The 21,306-nt window shown below is 34.0% G+C and carries 21 protein-coding genes; 15 read left to right on the plus strand and 6 right to left on the minus strand.

The window, feature by feature from the left end:
• Positions 1-368 precede the first annotated feature (368 nt).
• From O1A01_RS07490 to O1A01_RS07500, 3 genes are all read left to right on the plus strand, one after another.
• A complete protein-coding gene (locus O1A01_RS07490) occupies positions 369-1,082 on the plus strand; it encodes a hypothetical protein (protein ID WP_270065949.1) in 714 nt (237 codons plus the stop codon).
• Between the two features lie 74 nt (positions 1,083-1,156).
• On the plus strand, positions 1,157-2,854 hold the full coding sequence (locus tag O1A01_RS07495; RefSeq protein ID WP_270065950.1) for a prenyltransferase/squalene oxidase repeat-containing protein: 1,698 nt from the start codon (positions 1,157-1,159) through the stop codon (positions 2,852-2,854).
• Between the two features lie 1,737 nt (positions 2,855-4,591).
• A complete protein-coding gene (locus O1A01_RS07500; protein WP_066414630.1) occupies positions 4,592-4,966 on the plus strand; it encodes a DUF4183 domain-containing protein in 375 nt (124 codons plus the stop codon).
• Positions 4,967-5,005: 39 nt separating this feature from the next.
• On the opposite strand, the gene O1A01_RS07505 is transcribed toward O1A01_RS07500, so the two are convergent.
• Complete coding sequence (locus tag O1A01_RS07505; protein ID WP_066414627.1) at positions 5,006-5,389, minus strand: DUF4183 domain-containing protein; 384 nt, start codon at positions 5,387-5,389, stop codon at positions 5,006-5,008.
• Positions 5,390-6,171: 782 nt separating this feature from the next.
• On the opposite strand from O1A01_RS07505, the gene O1A01_RS07510 reads away from it, so the two are divergent.
• Positions 6,172-6,756: a hypothetical protein gene (locus O1A01_RS07510; protein WP_066414624.1), complete on the plus strand. Its 585-nt coding sequence runs from the start codon at positions 6,172-6,174 to the stop codon at positions 6,754-6,756.
• A gap of 281 nt (positions 6,757-7,037) precedes the next feature.
• Here O1A01_RS07510 and O1A01_RS07515 read toward each other — a convergent pair whose 3' ends face one another.
• Both O1A01_RS07515 and O1A01_RS07520 read right to left on the minus strand, forming a co-directional pair.
• Entirely contained in the window at positions 7,038-7,469 is a 432-nt protein-coding gene (locus tag O1A01_RS07515; protein WP_270065951.1) for a spore coat protein, read from the minus strand.
• A 21-nt stretch (positions 7,470-7,490) separates the two neighbouring features.
• Positions 7,491-7,646: a hypothetical protein gene (locus O1A01_RS07520; protein WP_270065952.1), complete on the minus strand. Its 156-nt coding sequence runs from the start codon at positions 7,644-7,646 to the stop codon at positions 7,491-7,493.
• Between the two features lie 275 nt (positions 7,647-7,921).
• On the opposite strand from O1A01_RS07520, the gene O1A01_RS07525 reads away from it, so the two are divergent.
• From O1A01_RS07525 to brnQ, 8 genes are all read left to right on the plus strand, one after another.
• The gene (locus O1A01_RS07525) at positions 7,922-8,779 is read left to right on the plus strand and encodes a VanW family protein (protein WP_066414621.1); all 858 of its coding nucleotides are present in this window, start codon (positions 7,922-7,924) and stop codon (positions 8,777-8,779) included.
• Positions 8,780-9,001: 222 nt separating this feature from the next.
• Positions 9,002-9,694 (plus strand): GntR family transcriptional regulator, encoded by a 693-nt coding sequence (locus O1A01_RS07530; RefSeq protein ID WP_066414615.1) that lies wholly within the window; start codon positions 9,002-9,004, stop codon positions 9,692-9,694.
• A gap of 19 nt (positions 9,695-9,713) precedes the next feature.
• Positions 9,714-11,315, plus strand: coding sequence for an ABC transporter substrate-binding protein (locus O1A01_RS07535; protein ID WP_066414610.1), 1,602 nt, complete (start codon positions 9,714-9,716; stop codon positions 11,313-11,315).
• Positions 11,312-12,298, plus strand: a complete 987-nt coding sequence (locus tag O1A01_RS07540) for an ABC transporter permease (RefSeq protein ID WP_066414600.1) — start codon at positions 11,312-11,314, stop codon at positions 12,296-12,298. Before O1A01_RS07535 ends, O1A01_RS07540 begins: the two co-directional genes overlap by 4 nt.
• The gene (locus O1A01_RS07545) at positions 12,295-13,131 is read left to right on the plus strand and encodes an ABC transporter permease (RefSeq protein ID WP_270065953.1); all 837 of its coding nucleotides are present in this window, start codon (positions 12,295-12,297) and stop codon (positions 13,129-13,131) included. The genes O1A01_RS07540 and O1A01_RS07545 overlap by 4 nt, the downstream gene beginning before the upstream one ends.
• Positions 13,132-13,145: 14 nt before the next feature.
• Positions 13,146-14,069: an ABC transporter ATP-binding protein gene (locus O1A01_RS07550; protein ID WP_270065954.1), complete on the plus strand. Its 924-nt coding sequence runs from the start codon at positions 13,146-13,148 to the stop codon at positions 14,067-14,069.
• Positions 14,059-14,667 (plus strand): ABC transporter ATP-binding protein, encoded by a 609-nt coding sequence (locus O1A01_RS07555; protein WP_270065955.1) that lies wholly within the window; start codon positions 14,059-14,061, stop codon positions 14,665-14,667. The genes O1A01_RS07550 and O1A01_RS07555 overlap by 11 nt, the downstream gene beginning before the upstream one ends.
• Positions 14,668-15,126: 459 nt before the next feature.
• On the plus strand, positions 15,127-16,452 hold the full coding sequence (gene brnQ, locus O1A01_RS07560; protein ID WP_270065956.1) for a branched-chain amino acid transport system II carrier protein: 1,326 nt from the start codon (positions 15,127-15,129) through the stop codon (positions 16,450-16,452).
• A gap of 122 nt (positions 16,453-16,574) precedes the next feature.
• Here the strand turns inward: brnQ and O1A01_RS07565 are convergent, their stop codons facing one another.
• The 3 genes from O1A01_RS07565 to O1A01_RS07575 form a co-directional block, all read right to left on the minus strand.
• Positions 16,575-17,393: an undecaprenyl-diphosphate phosphatase gene (locus O1A01_RS07565; protein WP_270065957.1), complete on the minus strand. Its 819-nt coding sequence runs from the start codon at positions 17,391-17,393 to the stop codon at positions 16,575-16,577.
• A gap of 33 nt (positions 17,394-17,426) precedes the next feature.
• Positions 17,427-18,923, minus strand: a complete 1,497-nt coding sequence (locus O1A01_RS07570; protein ID WP_270065958.1) for a potassium/proton antiporter — start codon at positions 18,921-18,923, stop codon at positions 17,427-17,429.
• Positions 18,924-19,083: 160 nt separating this feature from the next.
• Positions 19,084-19,410, minus strand: a complete 327-nt coding sequence (locus O1A01_RS07575; RefSeq protein WP_270065959.1) for a hypothetical protein — start codon at positions 19,408-19,410, stop codon at positions 19,084-19,086.
• A gap of 195 nt (positions 19,411-19,605) precedes the next feature.
• Between O1A01_RS07575 and O1A01_RS07580 the strand changes: the two genes are divergently transcribed.
• The 3 genes from O1A01_RS07580 to O1A01_RS07590 all read left to right on the plus strand — a co-directional run bounded on the left by O1A01_RS07580 (position 19,606) and on the right by O1A01_RS07590 (position 21,299).
• Positions 19,606-19,944 (plus strand): hypothetical protein, encoded by a 339-nt coding sequence (locus O1A01_RS07580; protein ID WP_066412217.1) that lies wholly within the window; start codon positions 19,606-19,608, stop codon positions 19,942-19,944.
• A 28-nt stretch (positions 19,945-19,972) separates the two neighbouring features.
• Positions 19,973-20,137: a hypothetical protein gene (locus O1A01_RS07585; protein ID WP_157076585.1), complete on the plus strand. Its 165-nt coding sequence runs from the start codon at positions 19,973-19,975 to the stop codon at positions 20,135-20,137.
• Between the two features lie 160 nt (positions 20,138-20,297).
• Positions 20,298-21,299, plus strand: a complete 1,002-nt coding sequence (locus O1A01_RS07590) for an LLM class flavin-dependent oxidoreductase (RefSeq protein WP_066412213.1) — start codon at positions 20,298-20,300, stop codon at positions 21,297-21,299.
• The last annotated feature ends 7 nt before the right edge of the window (positions 21,300-21,306 follow it).

Consider the following 21,306-nt stretch of genomic DNA (forward strand, 5'->3'; position numbering starts at 1 on the left):
AATAAAAATCTTCGTCAATTTTTTGAGATTCTTCAAACGTTGAAATAATCTCGTTAATTCGTTTAAAATCCGGAAATTCCTTCTCTCTTAAAACCTCCAAGTAAAAGTGTTGAAGAGTTGTAATTTTAATATATCTGTCTTATAAAAATTTTCTTAAAGATATATAAATTTTCTATTCTATTGGAAATTATAGTGGGAAAATGAAGTTTTATTGTACTTGCCCTCTGGTTATACTTTAATATTCCTAAAAGAATAATCCAAAATATGTAATATGTGTTAAATTAATAATATAAAGAGAGGGGGATTATTATTGAAAAGATTTTAAGAAAACTCTATTTCTCTGTCAAAAAAAAAAAGGAAGTGAAATTATGAAAAAAAAGATTGGTTTTATGGTGATTTTAGCATTACTAGTAGGAATATTTATTGCTGACACTACTCTAGCAGACAACAACATTGAAGACTATGAGAAGCTGCAGAAAACAATTTCGGCACAATTAGAAAATTATGATGAATTTAAGAACGCAAAGGTAGAAATTTCAGAAAATGGCAATATTTCAATTTCCGGTACTGAGAAAGTAGATGCTGAAAAATTGATGAAAACTGTCGATAATATTGTTGCCAATTACGGAAATGAAGACAAATATCAAACAATGTCTGGAACTTATCACTACTATATTAAAAATGGTAGTTATTCTCATGCACATGCAGCGGTATCATTAGGTTTAAACTTCAGAAGAACACTAACCAGAGTTTATTATGAGAATATTCATGGTGGTGTTTTGGCTGAATGGAGAGGTTCAGGTACTGCTAGGTTTATTAGAAATGATTCAACTGTAGAATTAAGAGTTGCAAGTGGTAATATTGATATTACTTGGCCTCCTGTATTTACTCATAAGGTTAGTTCTACTGAGAGATCAATGCCTGGTGAACTTAAATATGGTGAAAATAGTCATATGACGATTTTTAATAATCTAAATGCAGATTCACGTTATGGATTAGATGGAGTGATTCATGTTGGATCAACATTAATTAGAGGATCTGATGGACATGACTATAGAACTTATGCCACAGCCAGACACTGATAAGTTGTAACTATATGAATAAACAAGACTATATTTAATATAGTCTTGTATTATTTTTGAGGGAGTGATATATATTGATAAAAAGATTCTCCTTATTATTCATTATCTTATTTTTATTAATAGGTTGTTCTAAAGAAGAGGATAAGATAGACATTTCTGAATCCATATTTAAAAGTCTAAAAGATAAATTTACAATTATTAAAAATATATCAAAAATGGAATACGGTTATGCGGTTGAACAATACTCATTACAAAATGGAATATTGTATTCTACTTATTATAACGCACTGCTTCTAAGTGAATTGAACTATGACTTTGAATCAATACAAAGAGATAAAATTGAACAGTATTTAGTTGATTTTGTTTCAATTAATGAAGAAAGACTTTCGGTATATGATCTATATTACGTAACAAAGATAATAGAAATACTAAAATTAGATAATAGTTACTTAATAAATGAGATTTTAACAGAATTAGAAAAAAGTAAAAATAAAGCTGGGTATTTTGAAGATATTCATGATAAAGATGCAGATTATGAAAATTACATTCTTCCCACTTATTACGCGATATATATAAACGATTTTTCTAAAAAAAACTCTAATGTTGATAGAGATATTATAGAATCAAATTCACATAACTTCTTGTTAAATCAGATTAATAATAATGAGGAAATTACAATACAAGAACTTTTATATGCAATTGATGGACTAAGAAAGTTGAATTCTCATGAAATAATTAATGAGTCAATTGTTAAAAAGTTAACTGAATTCTTATCAACTCCTTACTTGGAAAATGAAATTAATTTATTTGATTTTAATACAAGAGTTCTAGCATATGATATTATAAAGAATATTAATAAAAATGTGAGTATTGATAAAGATTTTATTTATCGCTCTATACTTAGTTTCCAGAATTTTGATGGTGGTTGGAATGCTTTTTTTGACAATTTTTCAGAAGAACACGGAAGCTATTTAGCTGTTTCTATCTTGAATAAACTGGGAAAAAAAATACCTAATGACCAAATTCTTATAAAAAACACACTGAAAAAAATTGGTTTAAATGGGTTGTTTGTACCGAATTATAAAAAAGAGTTTTCATTTAGCAATACATATTTTGTTTATAAATTAAATGGCTTTTTTGAGCTTGAGACGGATTTAAGTAAAAATGATATAAATTGGGTATATGAAAATATAGTTACTAAAAAAAATCTGTCAATAAATTCACCAATTGAAATATACTATACCTTAGACTTATTTGATGTTGATGTTAATCATTTTAACAAAGAAATATACGAACTTACTGAAGAAAGTATTAAAAATACCGAATTTAACCCACATATTGTTTATAGAGATTATTATTTAATAAAGTTACTTACTAAAATGGGATCAAGAGAAAGTATTAACTATTCAAATGTAATTGTAGATAAATATATAAACATTCCTAATAGTTATGATACGGATATAGAAACTTTAAGCATGTTAATGATATTTCTAATACTTATGGAAAAAGATAGAATTAACGAGGAAGTAATAATTAAGTATATAAATAGAAAAGATTTTATCGATGAAATTAATAAATATGAAAAATATGGGCTTTTATTAACGTTAGATGTATTTTCAAAATTAAATTATGAATTTAGGATAAATAAAACAATAATAGAAAAAGTAAATGATATTTATAAAGAACAACTTGAATTTTATTCTAAAGAAGAGGTACCCATTTACTTAGAAGAACTTTTTCTTTTAATTAACTTTATGGGCTCAAATAAATAAAAAGGGTGAGTTAAGTGTTTTTACAGGAATATTCAATTTTAGGGTTAATTTGGTTACTAGTCTCTTATCTAATACCTTTAGTAATATTACTTTTTATTATTGTAATTCTTTACAAATTTATAAAAACTCTTAATAGAGTGGATAAAAATCTTTCAAAGATAAAAAACTACATAGAAACAAATGATAAAGGTAAAAAATAATAAAGAAAACATATTTAGATCAGATAAAAGATATTGAAAAAATCTTGTTTCTTGCTGTGTTCACTTGCTACTGTATAAAGTGATACTGAAGAACATTTAAGAAGTATGAAAAGAATTAAAGCCAATTAATGATAAATCAGTATTATACTTCCAAACAAAAAAGAAACCAGACACGCAATTTGTATTTTTAAATTTTGGTGGAGAAAGGAATCGGGCACATTTATGTTCCGAGAGTTAAAACCTTATATAAGATATTAACCTTACGATAATTCTTTTTAAAAAAAGGTATTCTAGATTATTCGGAAGACATTGGGAGGAGGTTGAGTTTCTTATAAAGAGGATTGGTTGACGAATTGTTGACGAAAACGGTCAACAACGTTCACAAACATTCCGAAATGAATATATTAACTTCGGATTAAACCCTTAATATAACAGGATTTATTGGAAGCAACCACTTTTATTCCTATTATGTTTACCACCTTGACAGGGTAGGGGTCGGGGGTTCGAATCCCTCTCAGATCATACAATCAAAATGCTGGAATCCTTGATTTATCGTGGGTTTCAGCTTTTTTATTTTTTTTTTCATAAGTATTATCTATCATCCATTACTCAAGATTGCTTTTTTTCTTGAATTTGTATTTACTAACGCTTCGTGACTTTTTAAATGCTTTGTGGAATACCTGCTACACCATTATCTTCATTTGGCATGAAAGAGCATAAATTTCTAAAGTAATCTTTGGATTACTGTGTCCTAATCGGGCTGCCACTTTTACAATGCAACACCCTCGGCAATGAGGATGGAGGCATGAGAGTGTCGTATGTCTTGAAAGCGGATAGGTGTGACTTTAGCGTTTACATATTTTCCTCAATTCACGTAATACGTTTCGTAGGTCTTGTATCGTTCCGCTTTCGGTTAAAAATACAAGGAAAGTTCTTAATACTCTTTTGCGGAGTTCTCTTTCCATCCTTCTTGCGTTTTCCTATGAGAAAGCAGTCCTTCAATGAGAAAATCTGGTATGGGAACATGACATATGGACTTTTTTTAGGACTAGAGAATATACAACCTAATCTAGTAACACGAGAAACTGAACGGTTTACCCATATAACTTTTTTTGGATAGGCATGAGGAAGGAATTAGAGAGCAAAAGACCCGTTGAGACATGGGAAGGAAAGCCTCCAGAGGCGGCGTGGAGAATCGCGTATCATATGGTAAAAGGTTGAGTTCCTATGAATCCTCTATTTCCGCATGCCTTCTGTAGCTTTTATTATCAAAAGTCATTCCATTTATCCGCTATAGTTCTTACTAGTAGTTTGAAAGCCTGCGAATAAGCGAGTACTTAGGGATACATTAATCTCACTGGGGGAGTACAACGATATTTTAGTAAAAGATTTGTTTTTAAGTTTTTTAAAATTTCTTTTTGAGAGGTAATGTGGTTAAGTTTTGGCCAATTCTTTGTAACTTGTTAGTTTTATTAGACTTTTGTCCATTACCACCTGTCATAAAAAACATATTATAAATAAAGGGTAGGTGGTCTAGATGAATTCGAATAAAAATAAACATATTATTTCTACTAAGAGGGTTTTAGATTGGAAAATATCAACTAGTGAGATTAATATCAGAATTCCTTTTAAACAGGCTAATAATACTTTAAAAGTGGATACTTATCAGTACAATGCTTTATCTGATGGTGTAAGTTCAATCTACACAAATAAAAATGAACTGAAGGAATACGGTGAACGAGGTATTTTAGATCCAAAAACTGTATCATATATAAACCTATTTATAAATGGCGTTCTACAGCCTCCAAATACTTATGAGGTGAAAAAAGGATACCTTAGTTTAAAAACAAACAATATTCCTCAAAAAAATACACCTATTATTCTTCAGTTTATTACAGTTTATAACACATAAAAAAATTCAGGGCTGTTTATGAAACCCTGAATTTTTTTATTAAGTTTCAACATCAGTTGAGGATGTTGGTGAGTAATTTACTACCTCTAACACAATTGGTGTACCCTGTAATATTGGGTCTCCTCCAGCTGGCACATCAATACCAAGTGAACCAATCGTTGTTGCACCAGGTGTATAAGTTGAAATTCCTTCCATTTGCAAAACACCGTTAATATATACTTTAAAGTAACTATTATCAGTGGCTAAAGCAGGAAGGTCAGTAGCAATTGCACCAGCATCGTTAAAGAAATCCGCTGTATCGATTGATAATGTAGACCCAGCAGGAGTTTCTACAGTTGTTACATGAAAGAATTTTTCAGGCGTTGGACCAACGGTTGTTGTTGTAGTAGCAGTTACAAGAAGTTTCATAAGTTGCAGTGCCATGATAAACCTCCTATCTAATATTAATAATACTTCTGAATAACATAATATGATTTAAATTAATAATATGTTTAGACTAGTTAACTGTGGTAATAACACAATTTAAAATTTGTAGATAATACGCACTAAGTTATATCACTAACTGAGGCGTGTGTTAGTTGCATAGTACAGACATTTATTCAATAGATAAAAAGATATTCTATAAATGTGAATTATTTGAAGAAACAAACTGTTTCAAGGTTAGTACCACTACATCATTCTATCTGTGATTACTATCCAAGCCGTGTTGAGTGTGTGAACAACGGTAGCAGTCCACCTAGGGGTCAGGGGTTCATACCCGTAATTCCTTAACCACAACAGTTCTTGGCATTTTTTATTTTCTAAAATAATTTAGAATATAACAGTTTTGTTGACGACGAATCCAATTTCCGCAGTTTTTTGCATTGAAAAATAGTAGTGTGTAGAGGCGAGTATAAAGCCAAGGAGTTAATCAGACTGATATGGCAAGTATCAGGCAAAAAGCGCAACAAAAACAAATATAAAGTATATAAATTAACCTGATTAAAACCAGATTCAAGAGTCGACGAAAATGTTGGCTCTTTTTTTGCGCGGTAAGAACAGGTGCAAAGAAGAAATGGACAAAAATAAATTAATTCTAGTTGAGAAACAAAAAGGTAAGGAAGTGCAAAAGACCAAACGTTAAACTCTACTTTATTTAATAAACAGGATATTTTAAGCTTATATGGCTAAAATAATGACTAATCTTTAAAAAAGGTGGGTTTTTCATGAGTGAAAATCAACTAGAATTACTAAAAAACATAAGAAGGAAAAATGAAAATTTGTCAGAGATGGGTATAGAGTATTGGAAGCAATATTCTAGTTTAAATGATTGGCAATTTTGGATTGTCATATTAATCCTGATTGTTCCTCTTATCATTTTGTTTATTAAGATAGATCGAGTTAAGGCTTTACTTTTAGGATTCTATGGCCTAAATTATCATGTATGGTTTGCATATACTAATTCTGCAGGTATTAGATTAGGATTATGGGAATATCCCTATAAAGTCCTTCCGATTCTACCAAGTTTTGCACTCGATGCCTCTTTGGTACCGGTATCTTATATGATGATTTATCAGTGGACTCTTAATAAAAATAAAAATTTTTACTTATATTCTACTTTGTTATCTGCAGGTTTTGCATTCGTTTTAAAACCAATCCTTGTAAGTCGTGGGCTATTTAGAATGTTTAGTTGGGTAAATTACTTTTATTTATTTTTATTTTATGTATTGTTTTTTATTGTTTCAAAGTTCATTACAAATCTTTTCATAAACCTTCAGGAAAGAGGAAGTATTTTTAAATTTAATAATTAGTTGGAAGCTCTTGGTTATTGCCAAGACTTTTTATAATGGGGATTTGTTTTTCTATATCATAAAAAAGCCAAAATATCCTTCTTTTTTAAAATCATTCTTTTTTATTCTTGCCAGCTAATCTCACCTCGGATATCCCAACTTCACGCTTTTATAACTTATAACCTAACTCTTTCTCAAAATTCTAAAAGTCTTAATTTTATATTTAGTCAAATAAAAGCACATCAAACGTTAAATTTTACTCTAACATTTGAAGTGCCTAACCAAAAATGTATTTATCCTAATTATTGAATATTACCTTGTATTCCATTATTTTGTCCTTGCATATTCATTGTTCCCATATTATTCATTGTATCCATTGGCTGGAACATGCCTGTCATTTGAGTCGTTTGGGTAGTATCAAAAGTTGGTGGTTGATAATATCCATTTTGATTCATCCAACTCCAAATTTCGTAAGCCATTTCTTGACACATATTAGCTCCGTTTACATGGTACATACGAATTTGAGGATCTACACATTCATTTGCCCATTGCATTCCCATAACAGCACCAGATTTATGAGTATTAAGGGCTAAAGTAGCAATCGTTTGGTCGGCAAGAGTTTTTGCATTCGCCATTGGAGCTGACATTGTAACTTGGTGATGTGCATTTATGTTTGCATTTTGTGCCTGGAAATTTGGAGCTGTATGGGATATCTGCGCTCCCTTACCCTGCATTAAGTTGACCCCTTGTTGGTATTATGCCATCATCATTTGTTGTTGATGCTTCATTAGAATTCCTTTAAGCCGTTGATCACTACATTGACTAGCAAACATTCCGTGATCTTCAATTTCTGCTGCCTTCGTACGTAAAGCTTCTTGTGTTTCTAAAAGTTCATGAGCTGCTAAATTCATTTTGTACCCTCCATTAGTAATATGAACGATTCTAGTATTTGTTTAAGATTATAAGTTATACCAGTATTTTAGAAAGAAATGTATTTACGTTTTCTATATATACAGAATAAAGATTAAAGTATTACTTTCTAAAAGTATGTTCATTGTACTAACTTAAAGAGACTTGAGATTCAAGCTTTTTTATATATTAAAATCTTCTACAAAAAAGCTAATTTAGTTACTACTACATGAAGGTATAGCAAAAAGCTCATACTAAATTGTGGAGGTGGCTACTATTGATAGTGTTTTGTTTATCGTTTTTATTAGCATTTACTCAACCGGTTGAAGTACAAAATGATCTTACTGTTAAAGAAGACGGAGAAACTATCTCCGTTATTAATCGGGATGATTTTCTCATCCCAAACCCCGGTTTTCCGATTATAGATAGTGAACAAACGAACGGGTGGCTAGAAAAAATAGAAGAGAGTATATATAAACCAGCAAAGAATGCATATATAGGCGAGGACGGTCAAATTGTTCCTGAAGAAGCAGGAAAGAAGCTAAATAAACAAGCATTTTTAGAAAAATTTTATGCTTATCTTTTTGGAAAAGGTAGATCAACGATTGAAGTGCCAACATTAACCGTTTACCCAAAGGTGGATAGTGAATTATTATCTCAAGTTAGAGTAAAAAGAATAGGTCAGTACGTAACCTTTTTTAACGCTTATAATTTAAGTCGGTCTCATAATATTTTTCTTTCTGCTAGTGCAATCGATAATCACGTTGTATTTCCGAATGAAACTTTTTCATTTAATGAAACAGTTGGAAAGCGAACAATTGAAAGGGGCTATTTACTCGCACCGATTATCGTGAGAGGAGAATTATCCGAGGGAGTAGGAGGGGGAATATGTCAAGTATCATCCACATTATTTAATGCGGTTGATAATGCAGGCTTGAAGATTGTGGAAAGATATTCCCATAGTAGAAGAGTTCCTTATGTGCCACCTGGTCGAGATGCAACCGTCAGTTGGTACGGTCCAGACTTTCGTTTTCAAAACCAATATAATCAACCCATATTGATAAGAGCAAAAGGGTATCGAGGTAGCGTAATAGTTACTCTTTATTCATCAGAAGATATAAACATTGAGAAATAAATAGAAGGGGTCCTCTTTGTTATGTTTCTTAATATCTACATAAAACGGAACTGCAAGGATTTATTTACCCATACTGATCCAATATGGATGGTGATATTTAGCAAAGAGGAACGGACTTATAAGAATTGTGTACAAAAAGCATTTCTTTTTATTGACGTGTATACATGTATACATGTATACTTAGACAAGACTTTTAAATGAAAAGTAAGGTGGTATATTCGAATGAATAATGTATCTTCGTCTACAAAAAACTTAGGGGAACAAGCTTACGAAGCATTAAGAGAAGCAATTATTACTTTAGAGCTTGAACCAGGACAAACAATTTTTGAAAACGAAATAGCATCGCAATTAAGCATAAGTCGTACTCCGACTCGAGATGCATTCAAACTTCTTATATCAGAAGGCTTAATTGAAGTTACACCGCAACGAACGAAAAAGGTTGTGAGAATTTCAGAATCAAAGGTAAAAGAAAGCGGGTTTGTTCGGTTAAGCCTTGAAACTAGTGCGTTTAAGCTTGTCGCAACGAATTGGCAAAGTACGAAAGTGTATGAAACAGCAGAAAGAGAGATTAAGAGAATACTACAGCAACAAAGAGAAGCAGCGGAGGATCAAGATATGAAACTGTTTCTTCAATGGGATGAAGCCTTTCATAACCGAATTCTTCAACTAGCTGGAAACGAAACGTTGCAAGGGGTAATTTACCACATGCGCGGTCATTTAAATCGTTTCCGATATTTAGCGATGAGAGAAATAGTTTTAACAGAAGATTTAATCGTCGACCATGAACAATTGTTTACATGTCTTACACATAAAGAAGAAAAAAAGGTTGAAGAATTACTGAAACGCCATTTGACGAAATATCATGCAGAAATTCCTAGGTTACGGGAGCAATTTCCAACATATTTTACAGATTAATTTAAAGGTGTGACATCAAATGATAAGCAAACAACATGGAATTTTATTAATTACGATAGTTTTATTATTTTTAACAGCTTGTACAACAGATGGAGAAAGTAAAGTAGAAAATAAAGAGAAGAAGAGGGACGAGCTAGTACTCTCCATAAAAGGTGAGCCAAGCAACGGTTTTGACCCTACAACAGGCTGGGGACGTTATGGGTCACCATTATTTCAAAGTACGTTATTTAAGAGAGATAACGATCTAAATATAGTAAATGACTTAGCTATCGGCTATGAAGTAAGTGAAGATGGGAAAGTTTGGACCGTAACATTACGTGAAGATGTCACGTTCTCAGATGGAGTAAACCTGACAGGCGAAGATGTGGAATTTACGTTCGAAACAGCATTACAAAAAGGGTCTATTGTTGATTTTACAAACTTAGAAAAAGTAGAAGTGGAGAACAGTTTTACCGTTAAATTTACGTTGAAAAGTCCACAGTCAACGTTTATTCATTCTTTAGTTGAAACAGGAATTGTCCCTATGCACGCATATAGTGACAAGTACGCCCAACAACCAATCGGCTCAGGACCGTATGAATTTGTTCAATGGGATAAAGGACAACAATTAATCGTAAAAGCAAATCCAAATTATTATGGTGACAAGCCATATTTTCAGCAGTTAACATTTTTATTTTTAAATGAAGATGCTACCTTTGCAGCCGCACAAGCTGGTCAAGTTGATATTGCGGCTATACCGGCTACTTTTACTCATAAGGAAGTAAAAGGAATGAGATTAGAAGCAATTCGGTCCGTTGATAGTCGAGGAATTGCATTTCCATATGTTGAATCGGGTAATTTTACGGAAGATGGTTTACCAATCGGAAATGATGTTACAGCGGACCCTGCAATTAGAAAAGCAATGAACATTGCCATCGATAGACAAGCACTAATTGATGGTGTCCTTGATGGATATGGCTCCAAAGCCTATACATCTGTTGATGGTCTACCTTGGTGGAACGAAGAGACAGTCTTTGAAGATAGTAACCTCCTACAGGCCGAACAAATATTAGCAGATGCTGGTTGGATAGATAGTGATGATGATGGGGTCGTGGAAAAGAATGGGTTAAAAGCGCAGTTTAGTCTTTATTATCCTGCTGACGATGCAATTAGGCAGTCTCTTTCTATCGTAGTAGCGGATATGTTAAAACCATTAGGAATTGCTATTAATGTAGAAGGAGCAAGCTGGGATAAGATTGAGCAAAAGATGTATTCCAATGCAGTGATGATGGGGTGGGGTAGTCATAACCCTCAAGAGTTATACAATGTTTATAGCAGTAACTTTGCTGGAATCGAATATTACAATACCGGATTTTATAAAAATGATGTGGTAGACGATTATTTAGAAAAAGCATTAACGTCAAATGATGTAGAAGAAGCACTATCTTATTGGAGGAAAGCCCAATGGGATGGCACAACAGGTATAAGTGCAGATACACCTTGGGCGTGGTTAGTAAATATAGACCATGTTTATTTGATTAAAGAGGGTCTTGATATTGGAAATCAACGAGTTCAGCCTCACGGACATGGTTGGCCACTTACGAGTAATATTGAGCAATGGAAATGGGTTAAGGAAGAATGAGAAAGCCATTAATCTTCCTTATAAGTAAGTCGGTAAGAATGGTAACACTTTTAGTGGCGATTTGCTTTCTATCCTTTCTCTTATTAAAAAGCTCTCCAATTGATCCGATACAAGCATATATCGGAGCGGAACAATTAAATGTAGGTCCAGAGCAAAGAGAGAAAATTGCTCAATATTGGGGATTAGACCAACCATTCATGGTGCAATTTTTTAATTGGGGCTCCTCCTTGTTAAAAGGAGATATGGGAACATCGATGATCTATCGACAACCAGTATCAGAAGTAATAAGCGAGAGGCTTATGCACACGTTAGTTTTAATGTTAGCCGCTTGGAGCCTATCAGGGGTAGTAGGATTTATTCTCGGCATTATAGCAGCAATGAATAGAGATACATGGATAGATAGACTAATTAAATGGTATTGTTATACACTAGCTTCCACTCCGACATTTTGGATGGGGCTTTTAGTCTTAATTGTTTTCGCCGTTTGGCTAGGTTGGTTCCCAATTGGACTGAGTGTTCCTCCTGGTACTCTATCAGAAGATGTTACATTGCTTGATAGATGGAAGCATACTTTCCTCCCAGCGCTAACATTAAGTATCGTTGGGGTTGGAAATGTTGCACTTCATACGAGACAAAAATTAAATGAGGTTTTAGAGAGCTACTATGTTCTATTTGCAAAAGCAAGAGGCGAAAAAGGTTTTCTATTAGTTTGGCGTCATGGTTTGCGGAATATTGCCATTCCCGCCATTACGATACAGTTTGCGGCCTGGGGTGAATTATTTGGTGGCGCGGTGTTAGCTGAGCAAGTATTTTCATACCCAGGCTTAGGTCAAGCGACAGTAGAGGCGGGCCTTCGTGGAGATGTCCCGCTATTACTAGGGCTAGTCATCATAAGTACCCTCTTTGTTTTCGTAGGAAATTTAGTAGCTGACGTATTTTATAAGTTTTTAGATCCGAGGATAAGGGAGGATAGTTCGTTATGATTTCTCCCTTTACACTAATGAATAAAAAACAAAAGGCTTTATTCTTTGCTATTTTCTCTTTACTATTTTTAGGAAGTATCATCGTGATTGGTGCTTCACTTAATGAAGAAACTGTTTCTACTAATCTACAAGCGAAATACGTTTCGCCAACGCTCTTACATCCATTCGGGACGGACTGGTTAGGTAGAGATATGTTTTCTCGTACGATAAAAGGGCTTTCTCTTAGCGTTACGGTCGGTGTACTAGGTGCTGTTAGTAGTACTTTTATCGCAATTACACTTGGAATGATTGCTGCTACACTCGGAAAAACGGCTGACCGAATCGTATCGTGGACAATTGATTTGTTTTTAAGTGTCCCACATTTAGTAACGTTAATACTAATTGCTTTTACGTTAGGAGGCGGGACAAAAGCTATTGTCGTTGGTATTGCACTAACACATTGGCCAAGCCTTGCTCGAATCGTTCGAGCGGAAGTAATGCAGATTCGTTCCGCACCTTATGTTCAGCTATCGAAAAAGATGGGGAAGTCAAACTGGTGGATCGTAACGAAGCATATTTTCCCCCACGTATTGCCACAAATTTTAGTAGGGTTTTTATTGCTCTTTCCCCATGCGATTTTACATGAGGCTGCTGTCACCTTTATAGGGTTAGGTTTATCCCCGCACGAACCAGCGATAGGAATTATACTTTCGGAGTCTATGAAGTACTTATCTAGCGGAATGTGGTGGCTTGCGTTTTTCCCTGGCCTTTGCTTACTCGTTGTCGTAAGAACATTTGATGTACTAGGTGAAAATGTTCGCATTCTACTAAATATCGAGAAAAAAGAAAATTAAGAAGGGGGATATGCATGTCTATTCTAGAAGTAGAAAACCTATCAGTATCGTTTACCGAGTATACGAAAGGTTTTAGAAGAGAAAAAAGGACGTATATCTCCAGCTTAGATTTATCGGTGAAAGCAGGAGAAGTGGTGGCAGTCGTCGGAGCTAGTGGATCGGGAAAAAGCTTGTTAGCCCATGCGATTTTAGGCATACTTCCTAAAAATGCTACGGTGGGCGGTACGATTAAATATAATGGTAAACTATTAACTGCTTCTCGACAAAAAACGATAAGAGGGACCGAAATAGCATTAATTCCACAATCTGTTAATTTTCTAGACCCATTGATGAAAGTTGGGAAACAAGTTCAAACTGCAGTTCAAAATGGAGATGCGAAAACGAAACAGAGGAAAGTTTTTGAAAGATATCAATTAAAAAACGAAGTAGAAAAAATGTATCCTTTTCAACTGTCAGGTGGGATGGCGAGGCGAGTGTTATTGTCCACCGCAACCGTAAGCGGGGCAAGGCTAATAATTGCAGACGAACCAACACCAGGAATGGACAAAGCAGTGCTTTTAGAGGCAATGAAATCTATAAGGGATCTAGCAGACACTGGATGTGGGGTAATACTCATTACACATGATATCGATTCGGCGCTTACAATTGCAGATAAAATCGCTGTGTTTTATGCTGGAACGAATGTCGAAACATCTCCTGTACAACATTTTAGTGGAAGTGGTGAAAAGCTAAGGCACCCTTATAGCAAAGCGTTATGGCGCGCTCTTCCACAAAATGATTTTATTGGGATCGAAGGAACTCAACCTCATGCTAGTCAATTGCCACCTGGATGTTTATTTGAGCCGAGATGTAAAATGGCAACGGACGATTGTAAAAAAGAAAGACCAGAGATGAGAAGTTTACGCGACGGAATGGTGAGGTGTATCTATGCAACTTAAAGCCGAAAATGTATCCTTCCGATATGGTAACAACACTCCGTTATTTGAAAATGTAACCTTAGAAGTAAACGAAGACGAAATTGTTGGCATTGTAGCTCCTAGTGGGTTCGGAAAAACAACGTTGTGTAAAATTTTAGCCGGTTATGAATCGCCTTCCACAGGCGAAGTAACGTTAGGCGGAAGTCCATTGCCAGTAGTAGGATACCATCCAGTTCAATTAGTATTTCAACATCCTGAAAAAGCAATTAATCCTCGCTGGAAAATGGGTCAAGTATTATCGGAAAGTGGAGAACAGGATCAAGAAATACTGCAAAAGTTAGGAATTCAACAAGAATGGCTTACAAGATGGCCAAATGAGTTGTCGGGCGGTGAACTACAACGATTTTGTATCGCACGAGCACTAGCATCACATACACGATTTTTAATAGCGGATGAAATGACAACTATGCTAGATGCGATAACACAAGCTCAAATTTGGCATGCTGTAATGGAAATTGCCAAGAAGCGCAAGATGGGCATAATAGTAGTTAGTCATGATGAAAGCCTCGTACAAAAATTGTGTCACCGAGTTATTAGATTAAATATTAAAGAAGGGTAAGGCTTCTATAAAAGTTGGCTTACCTTTTCCCCTTTTATTTTCATCTCATGATTTTCTTTATTAGTAGTAACCTAATAAAAAATGTCCACTATCACTTCCCATGAACACCTTACACAAATTAAAACAGGTCCACAGTCACTTGACACTGCATATGAATGATATTTCAGAAAATCTTCTGTATACCGAAAGACGTTGCATAAATTATTTCGATATATAAAATATATTGTTTTCCCAACACTGTGAAAAAATAGAATTTCAAAATTCAAATATGAAAATATTTTCTGAAAACTATTGTTTTTAACTTTTGTTCATGTTATATTGTCTTCGTGCTTGATTCGACAAAGTACAACATTAACTTTCAGACAATATCGAAGATTTACTGAAATAACTTTATGCTTTATGTCGATAAAAATACTAGAAGTATATTATTATACTAAAATATTTGGAGGGGAAGATAAAATGTCTTCAAAAGGTAACACAACAAATTTATTTGCAGTAGGCTTTATGCTATTTGCACTATTTTTCGGAGCTGGTAATTTAATTTTTCCAGTAATGCTAGGACAAATGGCTGGCGAGAATATTTTTGCGGCGAATGCTGGGTTTATTGTAACAGGAGTAGGATTACCAGTCCTATGTATCGTTGCATTAGCGTTCTCTCGTAAAAGTGATTTACAATCGTTAGCAAGTAGAGTACATCCAGTATATGGTTTATTATTTACAATTGCACTTTATTTATCAATCGGACCGCTTTTTGCGATTCCTAGAACTAATACAGTTTCATTTGAAATTGGTATTCGACCATTTATAGGTGATGCGACAGGCTTTTGGCCATTATTTATTTATACTATTATTTTCTTCGGAATCACCTTATATTTTTCTTTACAGTCTAGCAGTCTTGTAAGTGTTATTGGTAAATTTTTAACACCGTTATTATTAGCTGTAATTGGAATTTTAATTATTGCGGCAATCTTTAATCCAATTGGACAAATCCAGGCTCCAATTGAAACTTATATGAATGATAGTTTCTTTAAAGGCTTCCAAGAAGGGTATTTAACGATGGATGCTTTAGCTGCTTTTGTATTTGGTATTATCATTATTAATATCATTAAAGAAAGAGGAGCAGCTTCTAGTAAAGAAATTATGGTTTCGAGTTTTAAAGTCGCGTTAATCGCAGGAGTATTACTAGCACTTATCTATTCTTCTCTTGCTTTTATGGGTGCAACAAGTGTAGCAGGACTAGGGGTTTTAGATAATGGTGGAGCAGTTTTAGCGAGTGTATCTGAGCACTATTTCGGATCTTTTGGACAAGTACTACTAGCAGTTATCGTTATTGCAGCGTGTTTAACGACAAGTATTGGATTAATTACTTCCTGCGCAGCTTACTTTAATAAAATCGTTCCGTCCATTTCATATAAAGTATGGGCAGTTATCTTTACAGTATTTAGTGCAGTTATATCAAACTTTGGATTATCAACGTTAATTGCGATTTCTATACCTGTTTTATATACTCTTTATCCGCTAGCAATTTGTTTAATGATCTTAACTTTCTTACATCCTTTATTCAAAGGGAAAAAAGCAGTTTATCAAATGAGTATTGCGTTTACACTTATTGTAAGTGTTCTTGAAAGACTTCCTGTACAAGGAGTACATGAACTATTTAATGCTATTCTTCCATGGTATTCAGTTGGGTTAGGCTGGTTAATACCAGCGATTGTAGGAGGAGTTATTGGCTATCTGTTCTCGATGATATTAGGAGAGCAACGTACAGCACCAGTTGAAAACTAAAATAAAAGCTACTCGTCACGATAATGTGATGAGTAGCTTTTTTGTTGTTTTGGAAATTATAACACTCTGCACCCGGCTTATAGTTCTTGTCGGGTCAGAGCGAGCCATCTGTACTTTTGTTCTTAAAGCACATTAAATACAATTAAAAGTGTACCAACAACGAAGCAATAATAGGCAAAGTACTTTAAATTTCCTCTCGCCATTATTCCCATAAACCATTTCATCGCGAAATAGGTCATGAATAAAGCAGCAAAAAAGGCACTTATATATGGAATTGCTAACGTACTTAAGTCTGGAGTATTCACTAAGTCAGATATACCTAGCACCATGCCTCCTAAGCTTACAGGTATATAAAGCATAAAGGCAAAACGTAAAGCTGTGTCTTGTTTCATCCCAACCGCTATCGACGTAATAATGGTGGCCCCTGAACGACTAATACCTGGTATAAGGGCGGCTGCTTGAGCAACACCAACTAATAGTGCATCTTTAAAAGTAAGGTCTCCTTCCCGTTTCTTACCACGTAAGTTTCGAATTAACCATAAGGCAACACCTGTAATTATTAGTGTAAAACCAATGGTGTACATGGAGGTGAAAAATTGTGCAATAACATCTCCAAACATGACACCTAACACTCCTGCAGGAATCGTACCAATTACAATAAAAACAACAAACATAAAATCAGATTTATATTCTTCTTTTTTTGTCCGTATAAAGAAGAGTGAGTGAACGAAAAGTCTTGCTATATCTTTACGGTATATAAAACAAATGGCGAATAGCGATGCAGTATTTGTTAATATTTCGAAAGTTAAACCTCTTTGCTCTAACCCTAAAAGTCGTTGTCCGATAATGACGTGTCCACTTGATGAAATAGGAATCGGTTCTGTGAAGCCTTGGATTAAGCCAAGTATAAAGTATTTTATTGTAATAACTAATTGTTCCATTTAATAATTTTTCCCCCAAGAAAAGAGTATGCGTTACTTTTGCAGCTCTCCCTCATGATTTTGTATTGAGCTATTTAGCATTTCATTTAGTTGTTTTTTACTTTTCTTTGCGACAAGAATATAAAGAATATCACCTGCAACTATCTTCGTATCTCCTTGAGGTGTTATTAAGTTTCCAGAGCGAATAATAGCGTTTATTAATACATCTTTAGGAAAAATAATGTCTTTTAAAGACATTCCAGTAATAGATGTTTCTTCATTAACTTCGTATTCAATTATTTCTGCATTTGCTTTTCCGATAGAAACTAGTTCAAGTGAATACGGTGGTTCTACTCTTTTCGCACCAGTTAATCCAAGCTTTTCTGCAAAAACAGAAATAGTAGAGCCTTGAATCAATGCAGAAGTTATAACGACGAAAAAGACAACGTTAAAAAACAATGGACTATTTTCTAAGCCAGCAATCATAGGGAATGTCGCTAATACGATTGGTACAGCTCCTCTTAACCCTGCCCAGGAGAGAAATACCTTTTCGTTTAAGGAATACCCCATTTTAATGGTTGAAAGAAAAACGGCAATCGGTCTTGCGATTAAAATTAAAATAAACGATAGACCAATTCCTTTGATCATTACTTCCCATGTGAAAAGTTGAGAAGGGAATGCAAGCAAACCGAGGATGGTAAACATTAATATTTGCGCCATCCATGCAAAACCTTCGTTAAATTTAAAAATAGATTGTTTATACGTTAATTCGGAATTTCCAATAATTAATGCTGCAATGTAAACGGCAAGTAATCCACTTGCCCCTAAAATAGCTGTTATACAATACGTTAAAAGGGCGAATGCTAAAGCAAAAACTGGATATAAACCACTCGAATCTAAGTTAATCTTATTTATAGAAATGGTTGCTAATTTACCAAAAAGATAACCAAGAAGAGCTCCAATACCCATTTGCCAGAAAAAAGAACCGATTAAAAGTAAGTAAGAGGGATTGTCTACTAATAATAATTCAATTAAAGAAATGGTAAGAAACATTGCCATTGGATCATTCGAGCCTGATTCAGCTTCGAGCGTAGCACCAATTTTTTCTCGGATGTTATGTCCTTTTAAAACGGCGAAAACGGCTGCTGCATCAGTCGATCCAACAATAGCACCAAATAAAAATCCTTCCATCCATGAAACATTCAAAATCAATTTGGCTGCGACAGCAACAACTGCTGTTGTAATAATTACTCCTAACGTAGCAAGGGAAAGGGAAGGAACAGCTACGGATTTAACTGTCGCTAATTTGGTGGACAATCCACCTTCAAATAAAATGATAATTAGTGCCAAAATACCGATAAGTTGGGCCATCTTTGCATTATCAAACGGGATAAATCCGAGCCCATCACTACCAGCAATTAAACCAACTAAAATAAATAAAATTAGCGCGGGCACTCCTAAACGGGATGAGAATTTCGTTGTCAGTACGCCGATAATTAATAATAACGCTGCAAGTAATATAAAATAATCTATCGTAATTTCTGCAAACATAAAGTTTGTTTCCTCCTCAAAAAAACTGTTGCTAAGAATACTTTTATGAAAAAAGTTTGTACCATATTAAAAGCATAACCAAATAGAACATTAATATTTGAAAAAATGAATTGGGTCCATTCGCTAATAATGTCTAATAAAGTTCATGTGTGAAGAAGGTTTAGATAGAAAGGTAGTTTGATTGATACATAGCTGGAAGTATATATTTTGTTGCATCATAAAAAACCCCATCATTTTGTTGTTTAATTGGAGGTTTGATGTAAGTTGGTGCAATATAAAATATACCTTTACGCGGTGAGGTTGCGTTATGTTGAAGAGATATAGTATTGTGTAAAAGTTGAGTTGAGGAACGAATAACTGCTTGTGAATTTTCTTGGTCAATTGTTGTTATCGTCATCTCATTCGCTTCAAACGTGTTCATGTCTAGGTGCATTAAACTAAAGCTACAAAACAAAAGCATAGCAATAGATAATTTAACTATTCTCATCGTGATGGATACCCCCCTTCAAAGAGTCATTCTATAATAGGAACAATAATGCACACTTTTTTAGTATACTAAAAGAATGAAGGTAATAAAAAGATTATACTTTCATTTTTAAAAAAACTTTTATAGTTGCTTATTTTTAATGAACGAAATATGATGAGATTATAGTTAAAAAATAACCGTAAAGGTCGAAGAAAATTGAAAACAATAAAATTATCGTTATTACTTATTTGTTTTAGTTTATTGTTCGGAAATATAAGTATGGCGACAACGATAGAAAAAATTAATTATGACTCGACAATACTTACAGATGACTCTAATTTTGAATTAGCGCAAACTAGTATTATACCTAAAAATAGTGGGTTAACATCGCCGCATAATGAAAAAGCAACTATTAAACAACCTTCCAAACAGGTAAAAAAGCAAGCTACTGTACATGTAATTACTCCATTCAAAACATATGAAGTTATTTTAAAACCATTTTTAACACCGGTATATTATGAAGGGAGCTATCTCTCTCTTCCTGTTGTGGCTTAAAAAATTACCACAATAAGGAGTGTTAAGAATGGAAACAATGAAATGCTACACCTTTTTGTTTTTTGCAACGGTTTTCTTCTTCGGATTGATCGTATTTGTAGGAGAAATTACGGGCAACAGCTTATTGTCAGTGCTGCCATCTTTTTCTTGGGATATGGTCAATACGTGGGATGAAATTTGGAAACTTAAATAATATAAAAAATAACTCAGGAGAAACTACTCCTGAGTTATTTCTATATAATAGCTACTTTTTTAAACGAGCTAAATAAATACTTATAAGCATTAAAATTTGTTTTGCGTTAAATAATTGTTACTATATTATTGTAACTTTTAGGTAGAAAGGATAATTATTTATGATTAATATACAAATACCAGTTTCTGTTTTGAACCTAGCTCCCATTAGAAAAGGTCAAGAACCGAAAGATGCAATTGAGGCAATGGTTGATCTAGCTCAAGCTACAGAAAAAATGGGTTATAAACGTTATTGGATTGCTGAACACCATAACACGCCTACTTTAGTTAGTTCCGCAACTTCCATTTTAATTAAACATACGCTAGAGCATACAGAAAAAATACGAGTAGGCTCTGGTGGAGTTATGCTTCCAAACCATTCTCCATTAGTAGTAGCAGAGCAATTTGGAACGATGGCAACCATTTATCCAGATCGTCTAGACTTAGGACTTGGACGTGCACCTGGAACAGATATGTTAACAGCGAGTGCATTACGCCGCTCTAAAAACGACTCTGTCTATACATTCCCAGATGATGTAAATGCGCTGTTAACTTATTTTGGACCATTAGAAAAGCAAGGGTATGTTAAAGCTTATCCAGGTGTAAATACGAATGTTCCTATCTATATACTAGGCTCTTCAACAGACTCTGCTTATTTAGCAGCAAAGCTAGGATTGCCATATGCGTTTGCTTCCCATTTCGCACCGCAGCACATGGAAGAAGCAATCTCCATCTATCGAAATAATTTTAAGCCTTCCGAATACTTAGATGCACCATATATGATGGTGTGTTTAAATGTCATTGCAACAGACGAGGATGAAGAAGCGTTTAAAGAAATTACAACGATGCAACAGTTTTTCCTTAATGTAGTTAGAGGTACGCAAAGCCCATTAATGCCCCCAGTAGACAGTATGGATGATATTTGGAGTCCAGCAGAAAAGCAAATGGCTTTATCGATGTCTAGTGTTACGTTACTAGGTAGTAAAAATTCCATTCGTAAACAGTTAATAAGTTTCCAGGAAAAATATAACGTAGATGAACTAATGGCAGTTTCTTATATATACGATCCCGATAAACAAAAGCGTTCTTATGAAATATTAAAAGAAGTAGTCGAAGGAAAGTGATAGTCAA

Origin of the sequence: Sutcliffiella sp. NC1, assembly GCF_027594365.1 — a bacterium.
Lineage (GTDB): Bacteria > Bacillota > Bacilli > Bacillales > Bacillaceae_I > Sutcliffiella > Sutcliffiella cohnii.

Bases quoted from the DNA above. Each gene is read 5' to 3' on its own strand.
- O1A01_RS07490 (WP_270065949.1), top strand. From the start codon at position 369: ATGAAAAAAAAGATTGGTTTTATGGTGATTTTAGCATTACTAGTAGGA.
- O1A01_RS07500 (WP_066414630.1), top strand. From the start codon at position 4,592: ATGAATTCGAATAAAAATAAACATATTATTTCTACTAAGAGGGTTTTA.
- O1A01_RS07505 (WP_066414627.1), bottom strand. From the start codon at position 5,389: ATGGCACTGCAACTTATGAAACTTCTTGTAACTGCTACTACAACAACA.
- O1A01_RS07510 (WP_066414624.1), top strand. From the start codon at position 6,172: ATGAGTGAAAATCAACTAGAATTACTAAAAAACATAAGAAGGAAAAAT.
- O1A01_RS07515 (WP_270065951.1), bottom strand. From the start codon at position 7,469: ATGCAGGGTAAGGGAGCGCAGATATCCCATACAGCTCCAAATTTCCAG.
- O1A01_RS07520 (WP_270065952.1), bottom strand. From the start codon at position 7,646: ATGAATTTAGCAGCTCATGAACTTTTAGAAACACAAGAAGCTTTACGT.
- O1A01_RS07530 (WP_066414615.1), top strand. From the start codon at position 9,002: ATGAATAATGTATCTTCGTCTACAAAAAACTTAGGGGAACAAGCTTAC.
- O1A01_RS07535 (WP_066414610.1), top strand. From the start codon at position 9,714: ATGATAAGCAAACAACATGGAATTTTATTAATTACGATAGTTTTATTA.
- O1A01_RS07540 (WP_066414600.1), top strand. From the start codon at position 11,312: ATGAGAAAGCCATTAATCTTCCTTATAAGTAAGTCGGTAAGAATGGTA.
- O1A01_RS07545 (WP_270065953.1), top strand. From the start codon at position 12,295: ATGATTTCTCCCTTTACACTAATGAATAAAAAACAAAAGGCTTTATTC.
- O1A01_RS07550 (WP_270065954.1), top strand. From the start codon at position 13,146: ATGTCTATTCTAGAAGTAGAAAACCTATCAGTATCGTTTACCGAGTAT.
- O1A01_RS07555 (WP_270065955.1), top strand. From the start codon at position 14,059: ATGCAACTTAAAGCCGAAAATGTATCCTTCCGATATGGTAACAACACT.
- brnQ (WP_270065956.1), top strand. From the start codon at position 15,127: ATGTCTTCAAAAGGTAACACAACAAATTTATTTGCAGTAGGCTTTATG.
- O1A01_RS07565 (WP_270065957.1), bottom strand. From the start codon at position 17,393: ATGGAACAATTAGTTATTACAATAAAATACTTTATACTTGGCTTAATC.
- O1A01_RS07570 (WP_270065958.1), bottom strand. From the start codon at position 18,923: ATGTTTGCAGAAATTACGATAGATTATTTTATATTACTTGCAGCGTTA.
- O1A01_RS07575 (WP_270065959.1), bottom strand. From the start codon at position 19,410: ATGAGAATAGTTAAATTATCTATTGCTATGCTTTTGTTTTGTAGCTTT.
- O1A01_RS07585 (WP_157076585.1), top strand. From the start codon at position 19,973: ATGGAAACAATGAAATGCTACACCTTTTTGTTTTTTGCAACGGTTTTC.
- O1A01_RS07590 (WP_066412213.1), top strand. From the start codon at position 20,298: ATGATTAATATACAAATACCAGTTTCTGTTTTGAACCTAGCTCCCATT.